Source organism: Lewinella sp. 4G2, assembly GCF_001625015.1.
Lineage (GTDB): Bacteria > Bacteroidota > Bacteroidia > Chitinophagales > Saprospiraceae > Neolewinella.
In genome coordinates this window covers 3,241,519-3,266,436 of sequence record NZ_LVWJ02000014.1, presented here as the reverse complement: position 1 = coordinate 3,266,436, position 24,918 = coordinate 3,241,519, and the positions used below count along the sequence as shown (strand labels likewise).

Sequence of the window (24,918 nt, the reverse complement as noted above, 5' to 3'; positions counted from 1 at the left end):
GATAGCCTTAGTTGCCTTAATAAGCAACTTTTATGTCCAACACCCTGCCCTGCTGTTGAAACCTGAGCCCTGAGGGTATTCCTCATCTTGGCTTAAAAGTTCTTTGGACAGCCTACTAATGACTCACGCCTACAATGCCTAAAGTACCGGTCCATCTTGATAGATTTATTCGATTTCGCTCAACACGACAATAAATGACCGTATTCTAAGTCATAGAATTTTTCTTTTGCGCCCAACGATTGCAGCCCACGCAGGCCGCGTCCTTGACTTCACTAAGATAGTCAATCGGAACTAAAAGGCCGCTGGGCCGATAAGCGAGCATGGCCAAAACTCCGGAGCCTGCGGAGGAATTTTGGCCATCCGAGTGTTCGGACCAGTGGCCGGGTTTTGGACGTGATACTATAATCGACTCGAAGTAACAGCGGCTTGACGTGGATTGCAGTGTTGGGCGAATTCTCTTTATTATAGCTATTACAATCATGTAATGTTGAGCGTTCAAATTTTCTTCTTCAAAGAAATCTCTATTTAAACACTTCGATTACCCTCATCACTTACATTCGATCAATAATATTCAGTTCCGGATATATTTTTCGATGTGCAGTCATTACAGTCTTTCCAGACACCTTCTATCCTATTGTTTATAATTCTTAAGTTAACAACTTCGGCTTGAGTAGAATCAATAAATTCCTGATGTAAGATTATCGTTTCAGTCGAATCAATCTTCCCCTTAAATAGCAATCCTTTACCATATCGATCATAGCTATATGCCATATAAAAATTTTCACCGTATGACCTACCCAATATCAACTTAATTGGGTATCTGTCATCGATTTCACCCTCATAGATCCGGGGCCAATATTCATTGACAGTTTGAATATGAGTGACCGGATTATTATCAATTAAAAAAGAATTTTCTTCAAGGAGACATTCAAATTCATCTATAGGAATTTTGTAAAGAGTTGGGATACCCATAAAGCGATCATGTTTACTTAGTAGACTTATCGCGTCTACATATAAAAAATCACTATCGAAGTAGAAATTTGACCAATTCTCCATTGATTGTATTGCATTTCTGATACGTTCAATAAGATCGAGATCATAATTCTCGTACTTTAAATCAGTGGATGCAAGAGAACAATACCAATTATCCAACTCATGACTCACATAATCGTCTATTATAGGTATTACCAATTCTTTCTCATCTTTATTAAGCAAATCATCGAGCAATAATCTTCGACCAATTTTGGAATCAAACGTGTAGTACCTAGTAGAATAATTACATGTCATACCGCACTTAGTGACATCAAGTTTAATCGATACGATTTTGGAGTTGCTTGTTACCAGTTCAAATTCATAGTCTTTTACTTGACCATATAATCCTCCATCAATTCCAATAATTTCGTCAAAGATGTTCTTATTCCCTGGTATATATGAGTGATATAATTCAGATAATTGAAGAATATTATTCATTCTATTCTCTACGTTCTTGTCACTGGAGATTATAATAGGGAATACGTAATATAAATTTTCAGTTTTGAGGACTACACTATCTAAAGAAAATTCAAGTGATTTAGAAAATAGTTTAAAGGGTGCAAATATGAGAAGTATTATTACTAGTAGATATTTCATTTCGCATAGTTTCATTAGCTAATCATTGACTTAGTCCATTATTGTGCAAAGTCATTTCGCCCAACGATTGCAGCCCACGCAGGCCGCGTCCTTGACTCCACTAAGATACTCAATCGGAACTAAAAGGCCACTGGGCCGAAAAGCGAGCATGGCCAAAACTCCGGAGCCTGCGGAGGACTTTTGGCCATCCGAGTGTTCGGACCAGTGGCCGGACTTTGGAAGTAATAGAGCCTTTGACTCGAAGTAACAGCGGCTTGACGTGGATTGCAGTGTTGGGCGAATTATTCATCTTAATTTTAAGGATTTAAGTCGACTAGAGCCTTTGCCAAGAGTATCTTGTTCGAAACAAAGCTTTTCAAAGCGCCGTAGATTACTGCCAAGAGATCCTATCTTATCATATTCCGGGGTTCCTCTAAAAATAGCCTTAAGTGAATTGCTTCTTTTTTGATTTTTACCAATTACGAACATAGAAAAACCATCTAAGGCTGGTTCAGGAAGTTTATATGCTGTCTCCTCCCAAAAGTCGTACTCATCAATCATATCAGTGACTATTACCCATTCATACTCATCCAATTCTCCAAAATAGGTAGGTCGATTTGGGATCGTTTTTGCATGATCTTTATTAAAAGCAAAATATGACGAACCATTCCTAAAAAAGAATGTTCCAGTTATATCACCCCATGCAGACTCAATTATAACACCATAAAATTCTTCAGTAGAGTTTTCAAAATACTCCCTTACACCTAACGAATCCGCACACTGTAGTACATGCATAACAATTTCTGCCTCATCAATTTCTGCCTCGTCACTGTCTGCGGTCAATTTGTTTTGCTCGTTCCTAGAAGATTTGGCATGACCATCACAACTATAAGATGTGATATTTATCAAAACCATAAACAATAGATAACCAAATCTTTTGCATTCTTTAAAACTATACCAGTTTGCCATAATAAGGGTCTACCTAATTTTAAACTTTTATGTTGTATGACGCCAATCGTAAAATTCATGTTTTCTCTTAAGAATTTCCGACCTAAAGTTCATCCTAAGATTAATTTCTATAGTCACTTTGTCAAAGTATCTATTTTTCATCTTGCACAACTTTTAAGAGCCGCCTAAACTCCTGGTAAGGACTTCATCATTCTTGAGTATATTTCTTAAAAATAATTCAAAGATACTTCAAAGGAAATTCAACATATACTAATATATTCCTTTTCACCCGACCAATGTGGAACGAACGTCTTCAGCGTCATAGTATTTAATCCTTCTCACTCAACACGACCATGAACGAACGTATTCTAAGTCATAGTACTTATTCTTTCTCGCCCAACACCACGATGAATGAATGTATTCTAAGTCACAGTATTTGTTCTTTTACGCCCAACGATTGCAGCCCACGCAGGCCGCGTCCTTAACTCCACTAAGATACTAAACTGGAACTAAAAGGCCACTGGGCCGATAAGCGAGCATGGCCAAAACTCCGGAGCTTGCGGAGGACTTTTGGCCATCCTAGTGTTCGGACTAGTGGCCGGGCTTGCACCCTTCTACCCTGCTTGACTCGAAGTAACAGCGGCTTGACGTGGATTGCAGTGTTGGGCGGATTATTTTATTTTTAAGTAGCCGTAATGGCTGTGAAGTTCTGCGAATTTATTTTTCAAGAAACGGACCAAATATCAAGTTCATTCGATGGGTGTCGGTATTTTTCGCAAGCATAAGCCTAGTTTTTCCTACTGTCCATTCTCGTCCGTGCCATTTTTCATCTTCGATGGTTTTCTGGTCCTCCTCATCAAATAGACCTTCTCCATAGTTATCGTTCCCCAATAATTCTACCAACCTATTGGTCATACCGTGAAAATCTTTGTACCAATTATAATGGTATATTTTCCGCCCATCTTTGTACATTACTACATAGCTTTCGCCAGAGCCGTCAGTCATCATGACATGAGAAGCTCTATTAAAGAACTGCATAATTGGTCTTCTGAGTTTTGTAACAGTTATTCTCTGTAGCTTCTTGATATCTAGCCTAGAGCTTGTGACGATTCCATTCTCTATTTCTTCAAAAATACTTTCGATAAGTACTTGAGGATTTAGATATTTGTTAATAACCATTTGATTGAACCTAAACTTAAACTGATCGAATGTCATTATTTCTAAGTCAATTTGAAAAAGGTTAGTAAGAAACTTCGCCTTGTTTCTAAATCCACGATCATCGCTTACGACCCAATCAGCTAAAGTCGAATAAAAGAAGTGCTCCCCATCATGATGTGTATTGAGATATTTAACTTTCTTGTTTTTCTCCTTATCTAAACCTAAAAAGTTGAGCATGCTAAAAGCCATAGTATACTTTATGTATCTGCTATTCTTCTTCTCTTGCTCAGTCATATTATTTACCGTCTCTTCGAGTAATTTATGAAAAGACATTCCAAGTGGAGTTTCTGAAATACTCTCATCAAAGTTTACGTCATTAATATTTACGTTAAATTTTTCGACTTGTAGCATTTTCTTGCTTAGTCTGCGAACATCCTTTATAATTGAGTTATCTGATTTGAGATTGTCCATCATTCTCCCAAACTGTGGCATCCAATCATATAAAGACTTTGGTTTCTGATCTAAACCGAGTCTTCCTAAAATATTATCTGGGTCCTGCTCTGGAGTAATATCGCTTAGTCCGATATCAATCGGAATCGACTTTAATAATGAAATCCAGGGAGACAGAATTTCTTTCAATTCAGGATCTTCTTCTAATCCGTTGAACGCATTTACCATGACCGATTCTATCGAATCATCGTCGGGAGAAAAATACTTGTAAGCTTCAGTTGGCCTCACAAGTTTATTCACGATTGCGTCATCGTCAGATTCATGGAGAAGAAAATTATCATCAACTAGTTCATCCATGAATTTCAGATCATCAAATTTTCGATTTGATTTATCTTGATGGAGGTCATTAACATGGGCTTGCGAATATAGAAATAACAAATGCGTATTTTTATGATTCTTAAGTAGCCTTTGTAGAGAATTATTCTCTTCTTTTGCCAGCAACCTATACACGTTATTGTCGAAATAGACTTTGATCATTGCAAATTCATTTTCAAACAAAACACAACGAGTCGATCAAAAAGTTTCAACAAAACAGCAGCTATTCAAATTCAATAATTTAATCTACTTCAACTTCTCGATCTCGCCCAACGATTGCAGCCCACGCAGGCCGCGTCCTTAATTCCACTAAGATACTCAATCGGAACTAAAAGGCCACTGGGCCGGTAAGCGAGCATGGCCAAAACTCCGGAGCTTGCGGAGGACTTTTGGACATCCGAGCGTTCGGACCAGTGGCCGGGCTTTGGACGTAATACTGCGATCGACTCGAAGTGACAGCGGCTTGACGTGGATTGCAGTGTTGGGCGGATAATTTTATTCTTTAAGAAGCCGTTATGGCTGTGAAGTTGTGTGCATCTTGGCATAGATGCTCAATCCTAAGTATTCACTTGTAAGCCAGTTACTCACATTCTAAATCCATCTCCACGACCCTAGCTAGTTCACTTAATACTTACTTCTTAGATTGGTTCTCAGTAGTTGGCGTCGGTGGTTTCTAGCTTTCAGTTCCTTCACTTTTTTGGACCTAGTTAACCACATCGGTAGTCCCTAGCTCTATAGTTATTCATTCCCAGGTGTCACAAAGTTCCAATGCAACTGCAAGAGCTACTTCGTCAAAACCTTTGAAATTATCAATATCGATGTAGCATCCTTTATATGTAAACTTGAAATCCCTTAGTGATTTGTCATCGTCTAGTATTAACGCATTTCTATGATTTTGGCAATCAAGAAAGTTCTCGATTTCATGCATCCTAGACATGCTATTGGATTCTGCTACGTAGCCAGCTATAGGTTGGCAAATACCCCTTGATTTAAATATTTTATTAAACTCATCCATTGGTTTTGATGCTCGCCTTGATGAGACCAACCATATTTCCATTTGTTTATAGGCCAATAGTATATTCAAATTCTCGACAGCTTTAGCATTGAACTTAGAATAGCCGTCGGTGTCCATTTCATCTGGCCTCCAACTCGGTGTGGTTATCAAAACTCCATCTAGATCTAGGATCAGAATATTCTGTTTCATCTCTTCTTGGTAGGCTTTAATCAAACTTGCGACTGACGATTGTAACAGCCTTCGTGATACGCAATTATTATTTGCTTTTACTAATTGAATCTCCTCCGCTGATCTTGTTTTTGTTGCGCCCAACGATTGCAGCCCACGCAGGCCGCGCTCTTAACTCCACTAAGATAGTCAATTGGAACTAAAAGGCCACTGGGCCGATAAGCGAGCATGGCCAAAACTCCGGAGCCTGCGGAGGACTTTTGGCCATCCGAGTGTTCGGACCAGTGGCCGGGCTTTGGACGTAATAGAGCAATCGACTCGAAGTGACAGCGGCTTGACGTGGATTGCAGTGTTGGGCGGATAATTATTTATATTTAAATCACATTTAGTTATGCTATTTGGAGAGCAAGAATTCCAGTACCCGTTGAAAGATTAGCATATAAAAACTTCGCAAAGTTTACAACCATAAAATTATAGTTAAGGGTTGGCTTGATTTTCAAAATATGCCAGTATAGTTCTAGTACGCGCGGTTGGACGATTGTGATCTGTTTTGTGGCCATTCATTTTGAATGATAATCATACTCTTCTATTAAGCGTAACGATAATGCTCAGTGTACAAATTACCTTTCTGATCACCAAAGAATTCGAATATCTGATCTATGTCGTAATATTGAAATAGAAAAGAGGGTAAATGCATTTGAAAATTTCCAACAAGCTTGAAAGGAAAAAAGTCATTAAAGAAATGATTAGTGGTGCAAAATTTACACCTAACCACTGGCTCATCAAGTTCGAATAGTTGCAATTGTGTAATAGATGATTGTTTACGAAATAATCGAAGTAATATTAATCTAATATCAGTGCTCATAGGATAGCCGCAAGAATTACATACACATTTGTGTACATTTATCATGTGTTCAAAATACTCAGTAAATCCAACCTCACTGTTTTCATTTTCATGATATATATAATCCGTATCTCCTACAAACATGTATGACCTGCTATATTTCACCTTAATCAGATTCGGAAGTTCACTCAAACCTTGTTCAAGAATAAAACTATTATCTGGATCTGCTTCTCGGATTCTTGCAATTAAATTAGATACTAGACGATCTGCCGACTTTTGAATTTTGTATAGTTCATCCAGTTTAATTACACCTTTATGTTGCAGAATTAAGTTACTACTGACACTCATATACGACTGCACTTAATTTAAAAATAATGACTCGAAGTCCCATATGTTCTTCCTTTGAGTTAATACACAAGGATAAGTGAGACTAATGCACCATTTCCTTAATTATGACTGTAGAAAATACTTAAGACTAAATTTATTCTTTTGCGCCCAACACGACAATGAATGAACGTATTCTAAGTCATAGTGTTTATTCTTTCTCGCCCAATACGACAATGACCGAACGTATTCTAAGTCTTAGTATTTATTCGATTTCGCCCAACACGACGAACAACGAACGTATTCTAGGGCACAATATTTATTCTTTTACGCCCAACACGACGATGAATGAACGTATTCTAAGTCACAGTATTTGTTCTTTTACGCCCAACGATTGCAGCCCACGCAGGCCGCGTCCTTAACTCCACTAAGATAGTCAATCGAAACTAAAAGGCCACTGGGCCGGTAAGCGAGCATGGCCAAAACTCCGGAGCTTGCGGAGGACTTTTGGACATCCGAGCGTGCGGACCAGTGGCCGGGCATCAACCCTCCTACCCTGCTAGACACGAAGTGACAGCGGCTTGACGTGGATTGCAGTGTTGGGCGGATTTTTATTATTTTAATTTGGTCATGAAATTTAATCTGTACTTGACTTCACTTGGTGTAGCTCCATATACTTCTGTCACGATGTCGCAAACATCTTTATTTAGTTTTCCTATATCATCAACATAATCATACTGGTACAATTTGATTCCTTCAATGTAATGGACATTAAAAGTTGATAATCGACTAAAGTTTAAAATCTTGTAATCTGTTATTGTATCAGTTGTATCGATGGGAATATCAATTCCTATTCCAATAATCTTTGATGAAGGTTTTTCTAGCCCAGAAGAGTCGATCAACTGAAATATAATCTCATCATTAAGTAGGGCATGCACGTATGAAATTCCTTGATTATCTAGAAGAAACTCTATCGCTTCTTTAATATCGTAGGTGTACTGATCTCTTGTATCTTCATCTTCTAGTTTGTGATAAAAGGAAGAAAATAGACTTTTGATTTCTTTTGTTGTTAAACCAGTCGATTGCCATCTATACAGGTCAGATGATTCTTGATCAGTAAAAAATAAGAATTCATCTCTTTCTTCATCATAACCAATTTTGAAATTTGTGTTGGCCTTAATATGAAATAAATCATCTTTATACAATAATCGCCCTTCAATAGAACTTTTATTTTTTATAGCCTCATTCCAACTATCATAACTGATAACACACCAGTTATCTAATTCTAATTCATCACCTAATTCCGGTGTGTACAGCGGAATTATTCCATTAATGTATACTCTTTCCTTATTCACTATGTGAATTGAAGAGTGGGGGTTATCAATAAAATTCTCTTTATTTTGAAGAATATCGGTTGGTGAACCTTGAGTAATTCGACCTGTCAAATAAGCATGCTCCCTTCCGCAACCATCACATGTATAATCATACTTGTTCATAATCAAGATTTGAAATTCGCTACCTGAAACAAGGTAAGTTGCGAAATTTTCATTGTCACTTTGAATCGCCGGATACGATAATCAGTGAACAGCATCTATTCCTTTTTATTTGTTCCTTTACGCCCAACGTGACGATGATCGAACGTATTCTAAGTCATAGTAATTATTCTGTTACGCCCAACAAGACGATGAAGGAACGTATTCTAAGTCATAGTATTTATTCGTTACGCCCAACGAACGCAGCCCACGCAGGCCGCGTCCATGACTCCACTAAGATACTAAACCGGAACTGAAAGGCCACTGGGACGATAAGCGAGCATGGCCAAAACTCCGGAGCCTGCGGAGGACTTTTGGCCATCCGAGTGTTCGGACCAGTGGCCGGGCATTGGACATGATAGAGCCTTCGACCCGAAGTAACAGCGGCTTGACGTGGATTGCAGTGTTGGGCGGATTATATTAATTATTAACGAGTTGAGTTAATAAAGTCAAGTAGCGTCTTCCATATATCTTGAGGTGCTGTACAGAGTATAGAAGTTAGTGTTTATCTCTAAATAATATTCTTAATGTAATTGTCTAATTATTTTCCTAAATTCAGCATTAGATACCACATTTGGTTCCGGCATATTCAATCTAGATCTAAATTTTTTCATGGAATAAACACTAAACAAAACCTTGTCATCTTCTACAGTTTTGTAACTAATCACCGTCGATCCTAATGTAGATGGGTAATTTGACAAGTGGTATACTCCGCGTTTACTTTCATGAAACCTAATTACTATATTTTTCTTATCTACAAGTGCGATTACTCTCATTCCTTCTCTACAAACAACTGACATACTTCTTGGCTTTCTAATTTTGGCAAGCTTATCGATGTTGTACCAACCAAAATCTTGAATATTAAAATTATAGTAAGATAATTCATTGTTATCACAATTCCACACTGTGTCGTATGGGATAGGTATAGTATAAACTTGCTGTCTAGGTCGGTTTGTTCCTCCAAACAGTCCATCGACCCTGTTGTTTTTCTTTTGCCATACGCGATAGGAATTTTTATCAACTATAGAATCGTATGTCAACACGGTCATAATAAAAGAAGGACAGGTATCAAGAGAGATTTCACTTGTCATTTTAGTCCACTCGTCAGTTGATGAAATAGAGTACAATCCCATATCAAAATTGCCAGCACTAACTGGTGTTCTAATTTCAATTTTTCGATCCGATCTCAATTCAAGTTCTTGATCGCCTACATAAGCCGTAATGTATAACATGCCATCGGATATAAGGATCCCTCGATTGCTATTTGTCGATACTTGATTTACAACCGCGCCTAGATTATCAATAACTTCTCGTATGTGAATACTGTATTCATCTACAAGATTCATCGAAGTATCAGATGTTTCGATAGAGTTCCTCTCAATCTTCACTTGGGTACCATATTCCGTAATAATTATCGTATCAATATTATTTTTAATAGTAAATACTTGTGGTAGAACTATGGTCTGTGCGTAAAGCCCTATGCTTACAAAATGCAAAATTATAGATAGGATCACTTTATATATCATAATTAATTTGTTTCTATCTAAACGCCTATCTACGAAATAAATTGTAGGTTCAGGTTGCTGTACATCAATGGTATTCTAATTTCAAATGTCCACAATTCTTGGACACAACATACCGTTGACCTAGATTAATCTTCATCAACTTCATCAACAAATGTCACTATATGTTTTAGCTATATTCGACAACAACTAAAGTTCACAAAACCGAATATCCCGAGGTGTTTATGTATGGCGCCTCTTCGACTCACATGGATCAATTTACGTCATCGAGCGTTTTACTTTATTCTGTTCCGCTCAACACGACGATGAACGAACGTATTCTAAGTCACAGTATTTATTCTTTCGCGCCCAACACGACGATGAACGAACGTATTCTAAGTCATAGTATTTGTTCTTTCGCGCCCAACAGGACGATGAACGAACGTATTCTAAGTCATTATATTTATTCTTTTACGCCCAACGATTGCAGCCCACGCAGGCCGCGTCCTTGACTCCACTAAGATACTCAATCGGAACTAAAAGGCCACTGGGCCGATAAGCGAGCATGGCCAAAACTCCGGAGCCTGCGGAGGACTTTTGGCCATCCGAGTGTTCGGACCAGTGGCCGGGCTTGCACCCTTCTACCCTGCTTGACTCGAAGTGACAGCGGCTTGACGTGGATTGCAGTGTTGGGCGGATGATTATGAATAAAGGTTCCGGCCTTCAGCAAAATTATTAATCCTAAAATGCAAGTTGGAATATTGCGTCCTCCTATGAACGATCAAAAGTTTTGAATTTCAACACATCTACTTCTGCACGTTTGTACTATTAGACTTGAGTGCGTTTTCCATATGGTTTTACCATAAGCAGATATCAATTGTATATCAATAGATTCTACAAATTCTCGATTAATATCTTAAAGCCTAGTTTACCTGTGACTCGCTCAAGTAAATTCGGCTGCGATCTTGTACGCTTCTCATTTTAAATATCCCACTCTCATAACCTCACCTTTTATTTCTAAGCATAATTTCCATGTGATTTCAACAAAAACCATATTTTCATTATCCATAATAAAATTATTTACATCGCTTAGACTATTTTTTGTTTTACATGAAGTGTTCCTGTTCAATACTACAAACAAATATTCTCCAATAAAATGAGATAATGCGAGTGATATTTTATTTAAATCTCTTTCAGATGAGTTTCCGATATGGACATATTCGGATTTATTTTCAATAATTGGCCAGTCGAATTTATCATACAATCCTTCGAAGCATGAATATATCATTTTGGATGTCATCACTTAAAGTTTTATTCATGTATCAGTTATACCTATTCCCGCCTAACACAAAGATCAACGAGCGTCAATCCATGCGTAGTATTATTCATTCTCGGCCAACACGATGATGAACGAACGTATTCTAAGCAATATTATTTATTCTTTTACGACTAATATTATGATGAATGAACGTATTCTAAGTCATAGTATTTATTCTGTTTCGCCCAACACTAAGATGAACGAACGTATTATAAGTCATAATTTTCATTCTGTTACGCTCAACGATTGCAGCCCACGCAGGCCGCGTCCTTGATTCCACTAAGATACTCAATCGACACTAAAAGGCCACTGGGCCGATAAGCGAGCATGGCCAAAACTCCGGAGCTTGCGGAGGACTTTTGGCCATCCGAGTGTTTGGACCAGTGGCCGGGCATCTACCCTCCTACCCTGCTCGACTCGAAGTGACAGCGGCTTGACGTGGATTGCAGTGTTGGGCGGATAATTTTATTCTTTAGGAGGCCGTGATGACTGTAAAGTTGAGCGAATTATTTTTCTCCTCTCAATTTCGGTATTAAGCAATCAGTGAAAAAGACTAGCATCCAAACTGAACCGTATATGATAAACACCAAATTAAGAACACCAACCTTTCTGTGAATCTCAAAATCAACTATAATACTAATCGCTGGAATAATTAATGCTAAGGTATACAACGCACTATACTTACAAAGATGAATAAATCCTTGCCACGTAAACTGTTCGTAAATAGGAATACCTTTTTTCTTCATAACCGGTTAGCCTCTTCCTGTTCTGAATCTAAAACTAGTTTGAATGACTTCAGAATTGCCGTTGGCGCAAAGTCGTACGAAGTGTACTATAACCACTCAGACTCATTTTTAAATTCCCAAAAACTCTCATTTATTGGCAACAATGGTCCTTCTTTTACATTCCACTTTTTTAAATCAATTCTCCAATTAAACGAAATCACTTCAGAGTATTCTGTCTTGAAATGAACAGTGGCACTTCACCAATATAAGTCCTTAAGTAAGTATTCGGACTTTTCTTTCCACTCAGGCCATTCATATTCAATCGATTTGAAGCAACCTCCAAAATGGATGAGTCGGCCATAGTATTCGTAATTAGAACCAATTTCCTCCTCAACATTTTCGTGATCGAAAACATGTTCTTGGATAGTGGTGGCCATGAATCCGTCTCTGGTAACCCAGCTATAATTCGTTCATTATGTAAATAGATTTCTTCGCTTCGGTGGTGGTTTAAACCGTATTCTTCAATTACACCATACAAGTAAGTGGTCATTCCCATAGTCATTCAGTTTAAGTGGATTCATTCTAGTATATAGACGAAAATCTATTAGAAACTTTAAAACATCATTTTACGATCATTTCTATCTTTATTCTCGCGCGCTCAAAATAAGCTACCTGCAACGTAATTTTCAAATATAATGGCTCAATTTAAGAATCTGTACCGGATTTTATGTTTTGCCCCACAAGACTATGAACGAACGTATTCTAAGTCAAAGTATTTGTTCTTTCTCGCCCAACGTGACGATGATCGAACGTATTCTAAGTCATAGTATTTATTCTGTTACGCCCAACGATTGCAGCCCACGCAGGCCGCGTCCTTAACTCCACTAAGATACTCAATCGGAACTGAAAGGCCACTGGGCCGATAAGCGAGCATGGCCAAAACTCCGGAGCTTGCGGAGGACTTTTGGCCATCCGAGTGTTCGGACCAGTGGCCGAGCTTCAACCCTTCTACCCTGCTCGACTTGAAGTAACAGCGGCTTGACGTGGATTGCAGTGTTGGGCGGATGATTTATTTATTCTCATGGACTACTTTTGAATCAACTAGAATTTTTAGTTCTTCATAGATGACATTCCCCTTTGTCAGATTAAAGCTATCCTCATGGTCAGCGATGTGATGTGCGTTCGATGTCTTCCTTATAATTCGCTAATTATTCTTCCCAATCTCTTTTATCTGGATACATTCTATAATTCAAAAAATGGTCGAAATCTTCAAAAAATTCTGCGATTGGATAATTATCATTCTCTTCAAATTTACTTTTCCACGTCAAATGAACTACCGCATATTCAAATTTATTTTCTCCTTTCTCATTTACCGTGAACAACACATCATCGTTTCTTGACGATTTTGCCATAGCATTAAATGAATACTTACTCAATTTATGGCTTTTCGAGTTTAAGAAATTCAAAATTCCTTTTGGATTTCCTATTCCTATTTCTTTTAACAGTTCATCTTCATAAGATATTTTTTGTTCAATCGTTATAAACTCCCACGGCTCAAATATTCGCTCCTTTGGAGGATTTACCAAGAAGTTATCTTCAATCACATGTCTATAATTTCCTACCGCTTGGAATTCTAATTCTTCATTTGGCAATTCTTCTAAATCCCTTATTAAAAATCCACTTAATGGAAACAAAAAAACTTCATTTTCGAGTTGGCAATTTATTCTAAGTCGATTAAATTCATTGAATTTCTTAGTTGAACTCGAGCTATTAATACTCCAAATCGCATTTCGAATTTCTTCATAATTTTTATTGGGAATTAATTTACCCGAAACTACTCCCAAACTTTCATCAGTCATTTGCAATTCTGATGTTCCAATCAATTTTTTGTTTGAGAAGACTTTCGATTTCATTTTTATTCTTTGTGGCGCCCGACATAACGATGAGCGGACGTATTCCAAGTAATAGTATTTATTCGTTACGCCCAACGATTGCAGCCCACGCAGGCCGCGTCATTAACTCCACTAAGATAGTCAATCGGAACTAAAAGGCCACTGGGCCGATAAGCGAGCATGTCCAAAACTCCGGAGCCTGCGGAGGACTTTTGGACATCCGAGTGTTCGGACCAGTGGCCGGACTCTGGACGTAATAGAGACATCTACTCAAAGTGGCAGCGGCTTGACGTGGATTGCAGTGTTGGGCGGATTTTATTAATTAACCAATCATAGATCTACTCACCCATATAGATTTGAATATCCGTATATGTTTGCTGGTTAAGAAGCCTAGTTATCTAGATTCGATTACTCAACACTCCATCGGTAATAGATGATCGTGATGAAGCCCTGCCTATAATCCATCCTGCTCACTAATCATATTCAAAAAGTCTCTGGTTCTGATGACTTTCATCTTTGGGAATTCAGTTTCCTTCAAAACATTAAAGTGCTTGTCATCAGTCACAATGAATTGAGCATTTCCATTGAGTGCACAATCGACAAATTTGTTATCATCTGCATCCGCGTATATTGCGGCCCATTTAAAATATATTTCAATCTTATTCACGTCAGGCGACCTCATCAAGTAGTTACCAATGTTTTCTGCAACTATTGCATTTGTTCTTTGCTCTAGTATTTCAACGTATTCGGAAAGAACATCATTAGAAACGACCAAAGTGATTTGACCGTGGAGAAGTGAATCAAATATTGGACGGAATTTAGATTTTCGACCAATTGAAACGATCAGGCTATTTGTATCTAATACAACTCTCACTGCTCGCTGAATTCCTTATCTCCTTCTAGCCAGTTCTCCATAGTTTGATCAGACCAGTTTTTCTCCTTCCAAAGCCTATCCATCTCAGCGCTGGCTTTCTCAGCAAAGAAATTTGCCAAAGTCCGTTTAAGAGAGATCAGGTCATCATCATCAAGATCATGACTAAACATCTTCATCAGTTCAAGCTGTACGTTAGTTAGTGGTGATTCTAGTACCATTTTGACATCTTTTGTCTTCTAATCGATAGTAACAGGTTAGGCTATTTTTAAGTTTCGCCTGTCAGGAGTCTGTACATTTTCCGCCTAACACAACAGTGAACGAACGTCCTCTGAGGCATAGTGTTTGTTTCTTTCTGGCCCAACACGACCAAGAACGAACGTATTCTAAGTCATAGTATTTATTCTGTTTCGCCCAACGATTGCAGCCCACGCAGGCCGCGTCATTAACTCCACTAAGATAGTCAATCGGAACTAAAAGGCCACTGGGCCGATAAGCGAGCATGGCCAAAACTCCGGAGCCTGCGGAGGACTTTTGGACATCCGAGTGTTCGGACCAGTGGCCGGACTCTGGACGTAATAGAGACATCGACTCGAAGTGGCAGCGGCTTGACGTGGATTGCAGTGTTGGGCGAATAATTTTAAACGTTAAGGAGCCGTAATGGCTATGAAAGTGTGCGGATTTTGGACCTCATCAAATGTTTATTCCGAAATTGTAATCCATGGTATGGATAAGAGACCTGAATGCTTAAGTACTGTAATAGAATCAGAAATGGATATCCTATTATACAAACGTTCATTAACACTAAATCTATCAACGTCATCGTCAAAATCCTCTTCCTTTACTAGTAAGTAGTAAGAAGGATCACTTCCAGAAGATTTATTTTTCTCAATAATCTCAATTGTATTTACTTCAGAAGCATATGAATCATAGTAACAATTTAAATGTATTAAAATCGCATATGAAAGCATTAGTGAGCCAATAGTATAACTGAAAACTGAAACACTTGATGGCCTCAGAGTTGTAGACCTCCAATCTACCAAGTATACTATTGCTGTAAACACGACCGACAAGGCCAACATGTAAGTAATTAAAGGCATATATCCATAAATATCAAAATCTAAAAATGACCGAAGAAAGAGACAAGTAACTAAAGTATAGATACCAATGATAATAGATGGATAAGCTTGACCTTCTGTAGTATCTAGTCGAATCAATCCTTTTGAAGATATAATTAAACCATATCCCACTATTAATAGAAGGACACCTAACAAAAAAACAACATTATATGGCTTAGGATAAAATAGGACGATTAAAGACAGTAATACTGAAATTATATTAAAGACTTTACCTACTCGCACTGCTCGTTGCAAATTGTATTCACGCTCATAAGAGTTCGAACCATAAATAATATTATTTCTTATTTCATTTTGTTCTTGCTTAAATCGTTCATTTTTCTCATTTACATAGTTCAATTCGAACCATTCCAATATCTCATTAAATTTTTCAAAGTAAACAGAAATTTCAAAATCATTCACTTTGTCTCTAGTCGAGATTTTCAGGCTGTATTTTTCATGGCTAAATCCTCTTATGTCTTTCAAAGAAATCTCTCTTTGAGTATTTCTTCCAGTAATTATTATGCCTTTATTATCTATTCTTATTTGCGATCGAATAACATATAAGATGTTTTGAACAGCTAAATATATGATTGCCGCGGCCATGAATGTTAAAACTATAAGTCCAGCCAACTTGCTATTCTCATTAAAACAACCAAGATAGATAGTGTAAAGGAAAAAGCTTATAGCCAGAAATGATCCGACAATATTAATTATAATCCTTGACCTTCTAAAATTACTTTCAATGACAGAATAGGTTTCTTTCATTTGTCCAATTTAAATTATTAGTACTGGTGCAGTATTTTAGATCCAAAACATAACTACTCAGTTTTTTTATTGTAAACGACACAAAGATCAACAAATTTCATCTCCCATTAATATTTTTTGCACCCAATACGACGATGAACGACCGTATTGCAAGGCACAGTATTTATTTGTTTCGCCCAACGATTGCAGCCACGCAGGCCGCGTCCTAGACTCCACTAAGATACTCAATCGGAACTAAAAGGCCACTGGGCCGATAAGCGAGCATGGCCAAAACTCCGGAGCTTGCGGAGGACTTTTGGACATCCGAGTGTGCGGGCTAGTGGCCGGGCTTTGGTTGTGATACTACAATCGACTCGAAGTGACAGCGGCTTGACGTGGATTGCAGTGTTGGGCGAATAATTTTATTTCTTAAGGAGCCTTAATGGCTTGGGTCGTAATCAATTATCTCTTCACTCCATAAGTCCAACCTTTCTGAACTTATGAATCCCCACAAAACTGTAAGTAATTCTTTAATATCTTTTTTGTGAATGAGGTTATTCTTATCTAATACTATTTCCAAGCACTTTATACCTAGTGCCATTCTACCTCTAATTGAAATTTCCTTTAAACTATTTTCAATTATTCTATTCATATTCTATTTTGATTGCGCCCAACGATTGCAGCCCACGCAGGCCGCGTCCTTAACTCCACTAAGATACTAAACCGAAAGTGAAAGGCCACTGGGCCGAAAAGCGAGCATGGCCAAAACTCCGGAGCTTGCGGAGGACTTTTGGACATCCGAGTGGTCGGACCAGTGGCCGGGCATGAACCGTAATAAAGGGCTGAACCCGAAGTTACAGCGGCTTGACGTGGATTGCAGTGTAGGGCGAATTTTATGTTCTATTATAATCGATTACTGAGTTACATAATTATATGAAGTCTTCAAAGTTTAAATCACTTTTTGCATCATTCATTTTCCAGATACAAATACAAAAATCTGTAGCATCCAAAGAGTTATACGTATGATCTACTGTCGGTTTCATATAAAGTTCTTTTCTGTACGATGCCTTACGACCAGTTGATATCTCATTATCGTACTGATTTAATAGGCTCCAATCTAATTTTTCGCCGTTATAAAATCGTTTCCTTTACACTCGATTATAGCTTTATGTATACCTGATCTGTAATCAGCTAAACTAATGTGTGGGTCTAGTCCTCGATTCAAGTCTCTATTTCGATGATTTGTCGCTTTAGCAAAGAGCCATTTCCTATATACAGAAATGTCAATTATATAATTTGGGACAGACAACGTTTTTCCATCAACTTTGATTATTTTTTGAATCATATTTAATCCGAATTATATATTTTAAGACCTAATAATTACTCTGAAAATAGTTCATCTAAAAAGTCCTCTAAACCCGATTGTTTTAAAGTAACTGTATCAAATAAATCTGCTACAGCCGATTCATAAGTAACCTGTCTTATTCTAAGACAATTGTTGTCAACCATGTCTAATCCATATCCAGTATAGTAGGAGAATGTTTCTTCATCTGTATAATGCTTACCACGTAACTGATATAGCATAAACCGTTTATTGTGGTAATCAATCAAATAAGGAGTCCCCACAACTTCCTCTTCGTCTGGAATTACATACTTTCCGTTGTATCTAGTCCAAGCAATTTCGTTGGAGGCAGTTTCTTTGTTTAACCTTACTACAAATCTTGTTATTTGATCTTCGGTATTCATAGTGGCATGATTTTTTTGTTTGCAATATAGGTTTCGATTCGCTTATTATTACTACTCAGATCAGTATAAAAATCCCAAAGCTCATTTTCATTGACACTTGCTTTGAACACATAAAATTTATATATAGGCGTTTCAGAATAGGATAATTTGGAAATAAATTTACATCTCTCTTTTAACTTTTTGGAGTGAATAATAACGTTGGCATCAGAAACCTCTATCAAATTTGTTAAAGCAACATCTAAGTATTTACAGTCTTCAATCAAATTCATAAAGCTATTTTCGGGATCTTGAATGTGCTTACTGACTTTCGATGTCAATTTCTTAATCTCTTTGTAAATTTGATCAATACTAGTTTTATGCATTACATTCTTCTTAAGCTTTTTCAATTTGCGGTCAACAAAAATGATAACGACAAATGAAATTATTGTAATTAGTAATCCAACTATCGAAGCCCAACTTCCCCAGTAAGCTTCATCTATATCTATATCTATATTAAACATAATCTGATGAATGTATTTTCAAGAAAGCAAGCCGTAAAATTTTACTAACTTTTTCACTGTGATGCTCTATTTTTTTGTTTCGCCCAACGAACGCAGCCCACGCAGGCCGCGTCATTGACTCTACTAAGATAATCAATCGGAACTAAAAGGCCACTGGGCCGATAAGCGAGCATGGCCAAAACTCCGGAGCTTGCGGAGGACTTTTGGCCATCCGAGTGTTCGGACCAGTGGCCGAGCTTTGGAAGTAATGCTGCAATCGACTCGAAGTAACAGCGGCTTGACGTGGATTGCAGTGTTGGGCGGATGATTTTAGTTTTTAAAGATATTTATAGAACTTTTCATATTCTCTTCTAAATTCATCACATCTTTCTTAAACTCTGTCAACAATTGTTGTTTCTTTTTTTCACTCATACTCTGAAGCAAATAAGGTGACATTGCCCATGTTTCGCAACGCTTAATCAATAGATTTGAAATCGCATATTCAAAATCCAGTTCTGTCATGTGACCAAACTTATTACAATAATCAGTTATCCATGGAGAGTTAAATGATTTATGATAACCTATTATTATAGTTGTTTTATTGTTGTGCGGGAATACATTCACAATTATTCCATCAAAAGGATCAAATTGAATAGGATCAGTGTAAATATTTGTTGGTGAAAAAAAGGCAGAACAGCAAACTCCAAGTTTGTTGAAAGTGTATGTATAGAACTGAAAACTATCTTCCTCATCGTAATATAGATCTCGTTCAAGTGCGCTTTTGAAAATCAATAAATCTCTTATTCCCATTTGAAATCCTGTGCTTAATACAATCATATTATTCAACGCATCCTCATTTGACAACTGCGTCATCCTCTCATTTCTGCAGACTTCACTCGTATTTTCAAACTGAATCTGCTTCTTACGTAATTCACAGCAAACTGACCTGTAACTAAAGAGCAATTGCGTTTGATACTCATACTCATTAAAGTCCCTCTTCTCGACCTCAGAAAAAAGATCGTCGTCGTGATAACTACAAAATAGATTCAAAGACATTGCAGCATTCAATCCTACGGTCTCAATCTTTAGAAAGTTCTTCAAACTAAAGAATGAATTATGGCCAAGTACTGAAATCTTACCATCTTTCTGAAGTTGAGATAGTATGCCCTTCTTCTGCAACAAGTGAGAATTAATTGCGGTTGCATAGCATTCGGGAGCCAGACACTTTCTCTTTTTTTTCTTATTTTTTTTCCAAATTTTAGATAGAATCTTTGCCTTCTCCTGACCAGTTGTCATAGGTTAAGAAATTTTTACATTACAAAGTAGTTTAAACATCAGTAGTTATACCCTAGTTTTAAGAGTTTTTTAGCCTACGTCGCATAAATTTAATTCAACAAATAACCAACGCTATTCAATATCTAATATTCTTAACTCTTTGTTCAACACGACGATGATCGAACGTATTCTAAGTCATAGTATTTATTCTTTTGCGCCCAACATGACGATGACCGAACGTATTCTAAGTTATAGTTTTTGTTCTTTCTCGCCCAACGATTGCAGCCCACGCAGGCCGCGTCCTTGACTCCACTAAGATAATCAATCGGAACTAAAAGGCCGCTGGGCTGATAAGCGAGCATGGCCAAAACTCCGGAGCCTGCGGAGGACTTTTGGACATCCGAGTGTGCGGACCAGTGGCCGGGCTTTGGACGTAATAGAGCATTGGACTCGAAGTGGCAGCGGCTTGACGTGGATTGCAGTGTTGGGCGGATAATTCATTTTTAATTTTTAATGAACCAAGATTGCGTATGGTTAGCTCCACTACAGAACCCTCAAATAGTTATCAGTTCCTGGTTTGAGTAATCTATTTCTAACAATGCTCTCTGATCCTGCTTAGTGCATAGGTTGCTCCGAGACCGTAAGCTGTGTTCCAATCTTGACATGCTCCTACCCGATCATTAATTTTAAGCTTAGTATTGCCTTTGTTAAAGAAGGCCATTTGCTTGTCCTTAACCGAAGCATTAGATAATTTGATAACAGTATTATAATCCTCTATTGCTCCCAAATAATCATTATTCTCATCTTTAAGAGCTCCCCTATTGTTTAAAGCTTTTGCAAAATCAGGAGCCAGTTCAATCGCTCTATCATAATCTTTCATCGCACTTTTCCAAGTGTAAAGATCGTTCTTTGCTATCGCTCTACAATAATAGAGATCGGGATCCAATGGATCAAGTTTTATAGCTAAAGTCCAGTTGATAATTGCTTCGCTATAGTTTTTTAAGTTGTAAAACTCTATACCTTTTTCGTAATAGTAATCTTCTTTGGTTTCACTTAAGTCGGGAAATGACAGATTATTGGGATCAAACAATGCTCCGTATGCCTCAAGGACACAGTCATGTGAATACCCTTTGCTATACATATCTAACGCCCAATAAAGCAAATTTTCCTTAGTTATCGATAGATTATTAGAGGTACAATGCAATTCAAACCGGCCTAACTCTATCTCCTTTATAGATTTTGTTGCATAGCCGTATTGTGAAACTAAAAATTTGTTCAGTACTCGAAGGTTTTCGATATTATTTGAAACGAAATGACAGTCAAATTGTGCAAGACAAAAGTCTCTTAGCCCGGATTCTGCCATTCTATCAAAAACATCACTGGCTGATACCATTTCCTTACCAAAATTACTAACAAATTCTTCCCACTTGAAAAAGGTATTGGCCATTATGTTCGTTTTACAGTCTGATGTCTTAAGTAGTTGTGATATTTTTTTTTATTCGATTTCGCCCAACGATTGCAGCCCACGCAGGCCGCGTCCTTGACTCCACCAAGATAATCAATCGGAACTGAAAGGCCACTGGACCGATAAGCGAGCATGGCCAAAACTCCGGAGCTTGCGGAGGACTTTTGGACATCCGAGTGTTCGGACCAGTGGCCGGGCTTTGGATGTAATACTACAATCGACTCGAAGTGACAGCGGCTTGACGTGGATTGCAGTGTTGGGCGGATAATTTTGTTCGACAAGGAACTTTGGTTGCTGTAAAGTTGAGCGAATGTTATAATCATTAACCGTACAACAGCAATCTACAACTCGTCACTGAAAAAATCATTGTAGAGTTCTGATATGATATATTCAGATTTATTACTGTTTTCTAATTCAATTTCAAAAACCGGATCAAGTTTATACATAACACCAAATCGATCAAATTTCCGATTTCTTTGTAAATTATATTTCAGTAATTTAGCTATATTTTGACTCTGATTACTTATAGTTGTATCATTCAAATTGATGGATACATTTTGAAATGTCACCCTAAGTATTGTTGTACTAATGCTGTCGGTAATTTCTTCTCCAGTCTGTATTATGAACTTCTCCGCTCCAAAAGCACCTCTATATCTTTCCAAGTTTTGTTCAACCTCTGTATCATCTACAAAGAGACTAGAATTTTCTATTCCACAACTAGTAAATTGGAGAACGAGTACTGTAAACATTACTATCAATTTTCTCATATATTTATCTGTAGGTATTTGAAAGCTATTTATTTGCCTAGTGTTAAGTGCAGTAAAGTTAGTCAGCAAAAGCCTCTTCACTTACTAGTCCATTAATAAAATCTGTGAAGTTGTTTGCAACATGTATGTCTTCGCTACATTCACAATCAATCCAATTTACAGAAGGTATAGTAGATTTACGATAGTCCAGCGTTATCCACCAATGTCCATCACCTGATAGCAAAACCTGTTTTTCAGGTAAGCCCCATTCTTCAATCATGTAGGTTGAGTACAAAATATTTGAAGAATTTCCCGGCCCGTGGTATAAATCAATACCAAACAGTTCGTAGAGAGGAATATGATTTTTTGACCATGAAGTCTCAATAGTCATAGGATAGGCAAACCCCTTTGTGTATCCTCCATTTTGGACCTTAAGTAGATCTATATATAATTCAGGAAGATCTACACCTAGTTTTTGTTCAGCCATTTTGATTGACTTGTTAGTCAATCTTGAGTTGCTTGTGCTATTGCTATCCCAAAACTGATAAAGATTGAAATATATTATATCCTGTAAAGTTAATTCAGATAACAGCTGTTGTTCTTTTCTCGCCCAACGAACGCAGCCCACGCAGGCCGCGTCCTTGACTCCACTAAGATAGTCAATAGGAACTAAAAGGCCACTGGACCGATAAGCGAGCATGGCCAAAACTCCGGAGCTTGCGGAGGACTTTTGGACATCCGAGTGTTCGGACCAGTGGCCGGGCATCTACCCTCCTACCCTGCTCGACTCGAAGTGACAGCGGCTTGACGTGGATTGCAGTGTTGGGCGGATTTTTATTTCTTATAAATTATTCTAACTCTTGTCATAGTTTTACTTTTCATAAAGCGGTCGGCCTTGCGAATAACGTCTTGTGATTACAACTCCCTATGCCTTTTTCGATAGTCAGATCTAAATTCAAGCATGCTGAAATAATTAGACTTTAAGAATTCAAGTCTTCCTTTATTGAATTTGACGTGTTCATATTCAAGAGCTTCCCTTATCTTTTTAATAAAATGAGTCTCACCATCTTCAGATATGTTTCCGTCGAAATAAGATTCACAATAGTACGATTCTGCTTTCTGAAAGTTGTAACAAATCTGCTCCAGACTAAACCACCCTTATAATATCCCGATCCTGAGAATTCGGTAAGGCTTTCAGCTAAAATGACATTTGCTTCGCTAACATCCTCATAATAATTGCATGGAACTGTCATTACTATACGCATCACGAAGAGGTTTGGGACAAATGCACGGAAGTGCCTCCTACTGTCCTGAAGTTTAAAGTCAGTAGGCTACGTAATTCTTCCTTATACAATTTTATCCCACCCAGAAATGAAACGATGGCCGATTTAAATTCACTAGACTTCTCGTAATAAGTTGAGTTCAATATCTTAACCCGCATAAAGTGCCACAGGCGCTCGATTAGGTTCAGGTTAGGCGAATAGGTTGGTAGATAAACGAAGTCGATCCGTTGGCTATCCGCCCACTCCGTTAGCATCTTGTTGCGATTGTAGCGAGCGTTGTCACAAATGAAGTAGATCTTTTTGCCCGGATGTTTGCGTAGTAACTGGCGGCATAAACGCTGAGTAGACTGAGCATTGATGGTGTCAGCAATCTCGTATACCAAATGTTCCGGCTTGAGCGCATTGACGGCCGCATTAATATTCACTCGCTGTCGACCATTGTTGCAATCCACTTCGAAATCTTCCCCTTTGCGTATCCAGCCGCGACTCGTCTTTGTATTGTGAGTAGGATGACAGCCATCAGCATAGTAAACAACTGCATCACCGGTGGCTACCTCTTCTAAAAGCGCGGGTAGTGCTTCCTCAACGAAGGCACACTGTGCTTCTTCGTCAGCCTTAGCCGGCACGGACTTACTCTTCTTGAACACGAACCCAAGTCGGTGCAACAAATCGGTCATACCGCCAACGCTGTAGTCTACCCCAAAGCGCTCGAGGACGTAGGCGGCAATGGATTTTGCATCAGGGTATAGGTAATCATCCAGATGCTTAGCTAAGGCTTCTTCTTGCTTCTCAGTTAACCGACCGGTGTAAGCCACATAGCTATCGTCCAGAAAGTCGGACAGACCGGCTTTGTAATAGGCGCGATGGTAACGATAGATCGTATTATCATCAATACCCAGTGCCGCCTCAATTGTCTTAACCGAATGGCCTTGGTGCAGCATGATGAGTACCGTTACTTTGCGGTAACGCCGCTTTGAAAGCCCAGCTGTGTTTTGTTCCAGCTGAAGTGCTTCGAGTTCATCCTTGGTTAGTATTAGCGACATAGCCCTTTAAAAACATCCCGTGTCCCAAACCAGTTCAAGAGAGGTATATCAACATGCAATCAGATGTCACTTCTAGATAACTGTAATGTACACCATCGCCTCCAGTTTGGGCAAAGACTGTAGAATTCTTTGGTGTCAGATCATACCTGAATTCACTATCATTTTAGGAATAATTCCGGCATAATCAAAATATAGATTTGGAAATTTCCTTTGAATTGCCTCTGCTAATTGATAAGAAACATTGCCTAGTTTACTAGGCTTCATTGTTATTCGCTTATGTTTTGATCTG

General features: G+C 38.1%; 19 protein-coding genes. All 19 read right to left on the bottom strand.

Annotated elements, in window-relative coordinates; all coding sequences use genetic code 11:
- Window positions 1-561: 561 nt before the first annotated feature.
- The 19 genes from A3850_RS13560 to A3850_RS13460 all read right to left on the bottom strand — a co-directional run bounded on the left by A3850_RS13560 (window position 562) and on the right by A3850_RS13460 (window position 24,629).
- Window positions 562-1,629, bottom strand: a complete 1,068-nt coding sequence (locus A3850_RS13560; RefSeq protein ID WP_157501158.1) for a hypothetical protein — start codon at window positions 1,627-1,629, stop codon at window positions 562-564.
- 285 nt (window positions 1,630-1,914) lie between these two features.
- Window positions 1,915-2,577, bottom strand: a complete 663-nt coding sequence (locus A3850_RS13555) for a hypothetical protein (protein ID WP_157501155.1) — start codon at window positions 2,575-2,577, stop codon at window positions 1,915-1,917.
- Between the two features lie 696 nt (window positions 2,578-3,273).
- Window positions 3,274-4,701, bottom strand: coding sequence for a hypothetical protein (locus A3850_RS13550; RefSeq protein WP_157501152.1), 1,428 nt, complete (start codon window positions 4,699-4,701; stop codon window positions 3,274-3,276).
- Window positions 4,702-5,281: 580 nt separating this feature from the next.
- On the bottom strand, window positions 5,282-5,743 hold the full coding sequence (locus tag A3850_RS13545; RefSeq protein WP_068217411.1) for an HAD domain-containing protein: 462 nt from the start codon (window positions 5,741-5,743) through the stop codon (window positions 5,282-5,284).
- Between the two features lie 1,761 nt (window positions 5,744-7,504).
- Entirely contained in the window at window positions 7,505-8,386 is an 882-nt protein-coding gene (locus tag A3850_RS13535; protein ID WP_068217405.1) for a hypothetical protein, read from the bottom strand.
- A 560-nt stretch (window positions 8,387-8,946) separates the two neighbouring features.
- Window positions 8,947-9,948, bottom strand: coding sequence for a hypothetical protein (locus A3850_RS13530; protein WP_068217401.1), 1,002 nt, complete (start codon window positions 9,946-9,948; stop codon window positions 8,947-8,949).
- A 952-nt stretch (window positions 9,949-10,900) separates the two neighbouring features.
- On the bottom strand, window positions 10,901-11,224 hold the full coding sequence (locus A3850_RS13525) for a hypothetical protein (RefSeq protein ID WP_068217398.1): 324 nt from the start codon (window positions 11,222-11,224) through the stop codon (window positions 10,901-10,903).
- A 1,951-nt stretch (window positions 11,225-13,175) separates the two neighbouring features.
- Window positions 13,176-13,880, bottom strand: a complete 705-nt coding sequence (locus tag A3850_RS13510) for a hypothetical protein (protein WP_157501149.1) — start codon at window positions 13,878-13,880, stop codon at window positions 13,176-13,178.
- A 433-nt stretch (window positions 13,881-14,313) separates the two neighbouring features.
- Window positions 14,314-14,733, bottom strand: a complete 420-nt coding sequence (locus tag A3850_RS13505; RefSeq protein ID WP_068217386.1) for a putative toxin-antitoxin system toxin component, PIN family — start codon at window positions 14,731-14,733, stop codon at window positions 14,314-14,316.
- Window positions 14,730-14,951 carry a hypothetical protein gene (locus tag A3850_RS13500; RefSeq protein ID WP_068217383.1) on the bottom strand — a complete coding sequence of 74 codons (222 nt, stop codon included), beginning with the start codon at window positions 14,949-14,951 and terminating at the stop codon, window positions 14,730-14,732. Before A3850_RS13500 ends, A3850_RS13505 begins: the two co-directional genes overlap by 4 nt.
- A 480-nt stretch (window positions 14,952-15,431) precedes the next feature.
- Complete coding sequence (locus tag A3850_RS13495; RefSeq protein WP_068217380.1) at window positions 15,432-16,613, bottom strand: hypothetical protein; 1,182 nt, start codon at window positions 16,611-16,613, stop codon at window positions 15,432-15,434.
- 418 nt (window positions 16,614-17,031) lie between these two features.
- Complete coding sequence (locus A3850_RS20225; protein WP_157501147.1) at window positions 17,032-17,244, bottom strand: hypothetical protein; 213 nt, start codon at window positions 17,242-17,244, stop codon at window positions 17,032-17,034.
- A gap of 728 nt (window positions 17,245-17,972) precedes the next feature.
- The gene (locus A3850_RS13490) at window positions 17,973-18,338 is read right to left on the bottom strand and encodes a hypothetical protein (RefSeq protein ID WP_068217378.1); all 366 of its coding nucleotides are present in this window, start codon (window positions 18,336-18,338) and stop codon (window positions 17,973-17,975) included.
- On the bottom strand, window positions 18,335-18,838 hold the full coding sequence (locus A3850_RS13485) for a hypothetical protein (RefSeq protein ID WP_068217373.1): 504 nt from the start codon (window positions 18,836-18,838) through the stop codon (window positions 18,335-18,337). Before A3850_RS13485 ends, A3850_RS13490 begins: the two co-directional genes overlap by 4 nt.
- 309 nt (window positions 18,839-19,147) lie before the next feature.
- Window positions 19,148-20,113 (bottom strand): hypothetical protein, encoded by a 966-nt coding sequence (locus tag A3850_RS13480; RefSeq protein WP_068217370.1) that lies wholly within the window; start codon window positions 20,111-20,113, stop codon window positions 19,148-19,150.
- A gap of 571 nt (window positions 20,114-20,684) precedes the next feature.
- Window positions 20,685-21,539, bottom strand: a complete 855-nt coding sequence (locus A3850_RS13475; RefSeq protein WP_068217367.1) for a tetratricopeptide repeat protein — start codon at window positions 21,537-21,539, stop codon at window positions 20,685-20,687.
- 359 nt (window positions 21,540-21,898) lie between these two features.
- On the bottom strand, window positions 21,899-22,306 hold the full coding sequence (locus tag A3850_RS13470; protein WP_157501145.1) for a hypothetical protein: 408 nt from the start codon (window positions 22,304-22,306) through the stop codon (window positions 21,899-21,901).
- Window positions 22,307-22,382: 76 nt separating this feature from the next.
- On the bottom strand, window positions 22,383-23,003 hold the full coding sequence (locus A3850_RS13465; protein ID WP_255360107.1) for an SMI1/KNR4 family protein: 621 nt from the start codon (window positions 23,001-23,003) through the stop codon (window positions 22,383-22,385).
- A 564-nt stretch (window positions 23,004-23,567) separates the two neighbouring features.
- Window positions 23,568-24,629: an IS630 family transposase gene (locus tag A3850_RS13460; RefSeq protein ID WP_068215175.1), complete on the bottom strand. Its 1,062-nt coding sequence runs from the start codon at window positions 24,627-24,629 to the stop codon at window positions 23,568-23,570.
- Window positions 24,630-24,918: the final 289 nt, after the last annotated feature.

Coding starts and splice junctions, on each gene's coding strand:
- A3850_RS13560 (WP_157501158.1), bottom strand. CDS start 1,629: ATGAAATATCTACTAGTAATAATACTTCTCATATTTGCACCCTTTAAA.
- A3850_RS13555 (WP_157501155.1), bottom strand. CDS start 2,577: ATGGCAAACTGGTATAGTTTTAAAGAATGCAAAAGATTTGGTTATCTA.
- A3850_RS13550 (WP_157501152.1), bottom strand. CDS start 4,701: ATGATCAAAGTCTATTTCGACAATAACGTGTATAGGTTGCTGGCAAAA.
- A3850_RS13545 (WP_068217411.1), bottom strand. CDS start 5,743: ATGAAACAGAATATTCTGATCCTAGATCTAGATGGAGTTTTGATAACC.
- A3850_RS13535 (WP_068217405.1), bottom strand. CDS start 8,386: ATGAACAAGTATGATTATACATGTGATGGTTGCGGAAGGGAGCATGCT.
- A3850_RS13530 (WP_068217401.1), bottom strand. CDS start 9,948: ATGATATATAAAGTGATCCTATCTATAATTTTGCATTTTGTAAGCATA.
- A3850_RS13525 (WP_068217398.1), bottom strand. CDS start 11,224: ATGACATCCAAAATGATATATTCATGCTTCGAAGGATTGTATGATAAA.
- A3850_RS13510 (WP_157501149.1), bottom strand. CDS start 13,880: ATGAAATCGAAAGTCTTCTCAAACAAAAAATTGATTGGAACATCAGAA.
- A3850_RS13500 (WP_068217383.1), bottom strand. CDS start 14,951: ATGGTACTAGAATCACCACTAACTAACGTACAGCTTGAACTGATGAAG.
- A3850_RS13495 (WP_068217380.1), bottom strand. CDS start 16,613: ATGAAAGAAACCTATTCTGTCATTGAAAGTAATTTTAGAAGGTCAAGG.
- A3850_RS20225 (WP_157501147.1), bottom strand. CDS start 17,244: ATGAATAGAATAATTGAAAATAGTTTAAAGGAAATTTCAATTAGAGGT.
- A3850_RS13490 (WP_068217378.1), bottom strand. CDS start 18,338: ATGAATACCGAAGATCAAATAACAAGATTTGTAGTAAGGTTAAACAAA.
- A3850_RS13485 (WP_068217373.1), bottom strand. CDS start 18,838: ATGTTTAATATAGATATAGATATAGATGAAGCTTACTGGGGAAGTTGG.
- A3850_RS13480 (WP_068217370.1), bottom strand. CDS start 20,113: ATGACAACTGGTCAGGAGAAGGCAAAGATTCTATCTAAAATTTGGAAA.
- A3850_RS13475 (WP_068217367.1), bottom strand. CDS start 21,539: ATGGCCAATACCTTTTTCAAGTGGGAAGAATTTGTTAGTAATTTTGGT.
- A3850_RS13470 (WP_157501145.1), bottom strand. CDS start 22,306: ATGTTTACAGTACTCGTTCTCCAATTTACTAGTTGTGGAATAGAAAAT.
- A3850_RS13465 (WP_255360107.1), bottom strand. CDS start 23,003: ATGCTCGCTTATCGGTCCAGTGGCCTTTTAGTTCCTATTGACTATCTT.
- A3850_RS13460 (WP_068215175.1), bottom strand. CDS start 24,629: ATGTCGCTAATACTAACCAAGGATGAACTCGAAGCACTTCAGCTGGAA.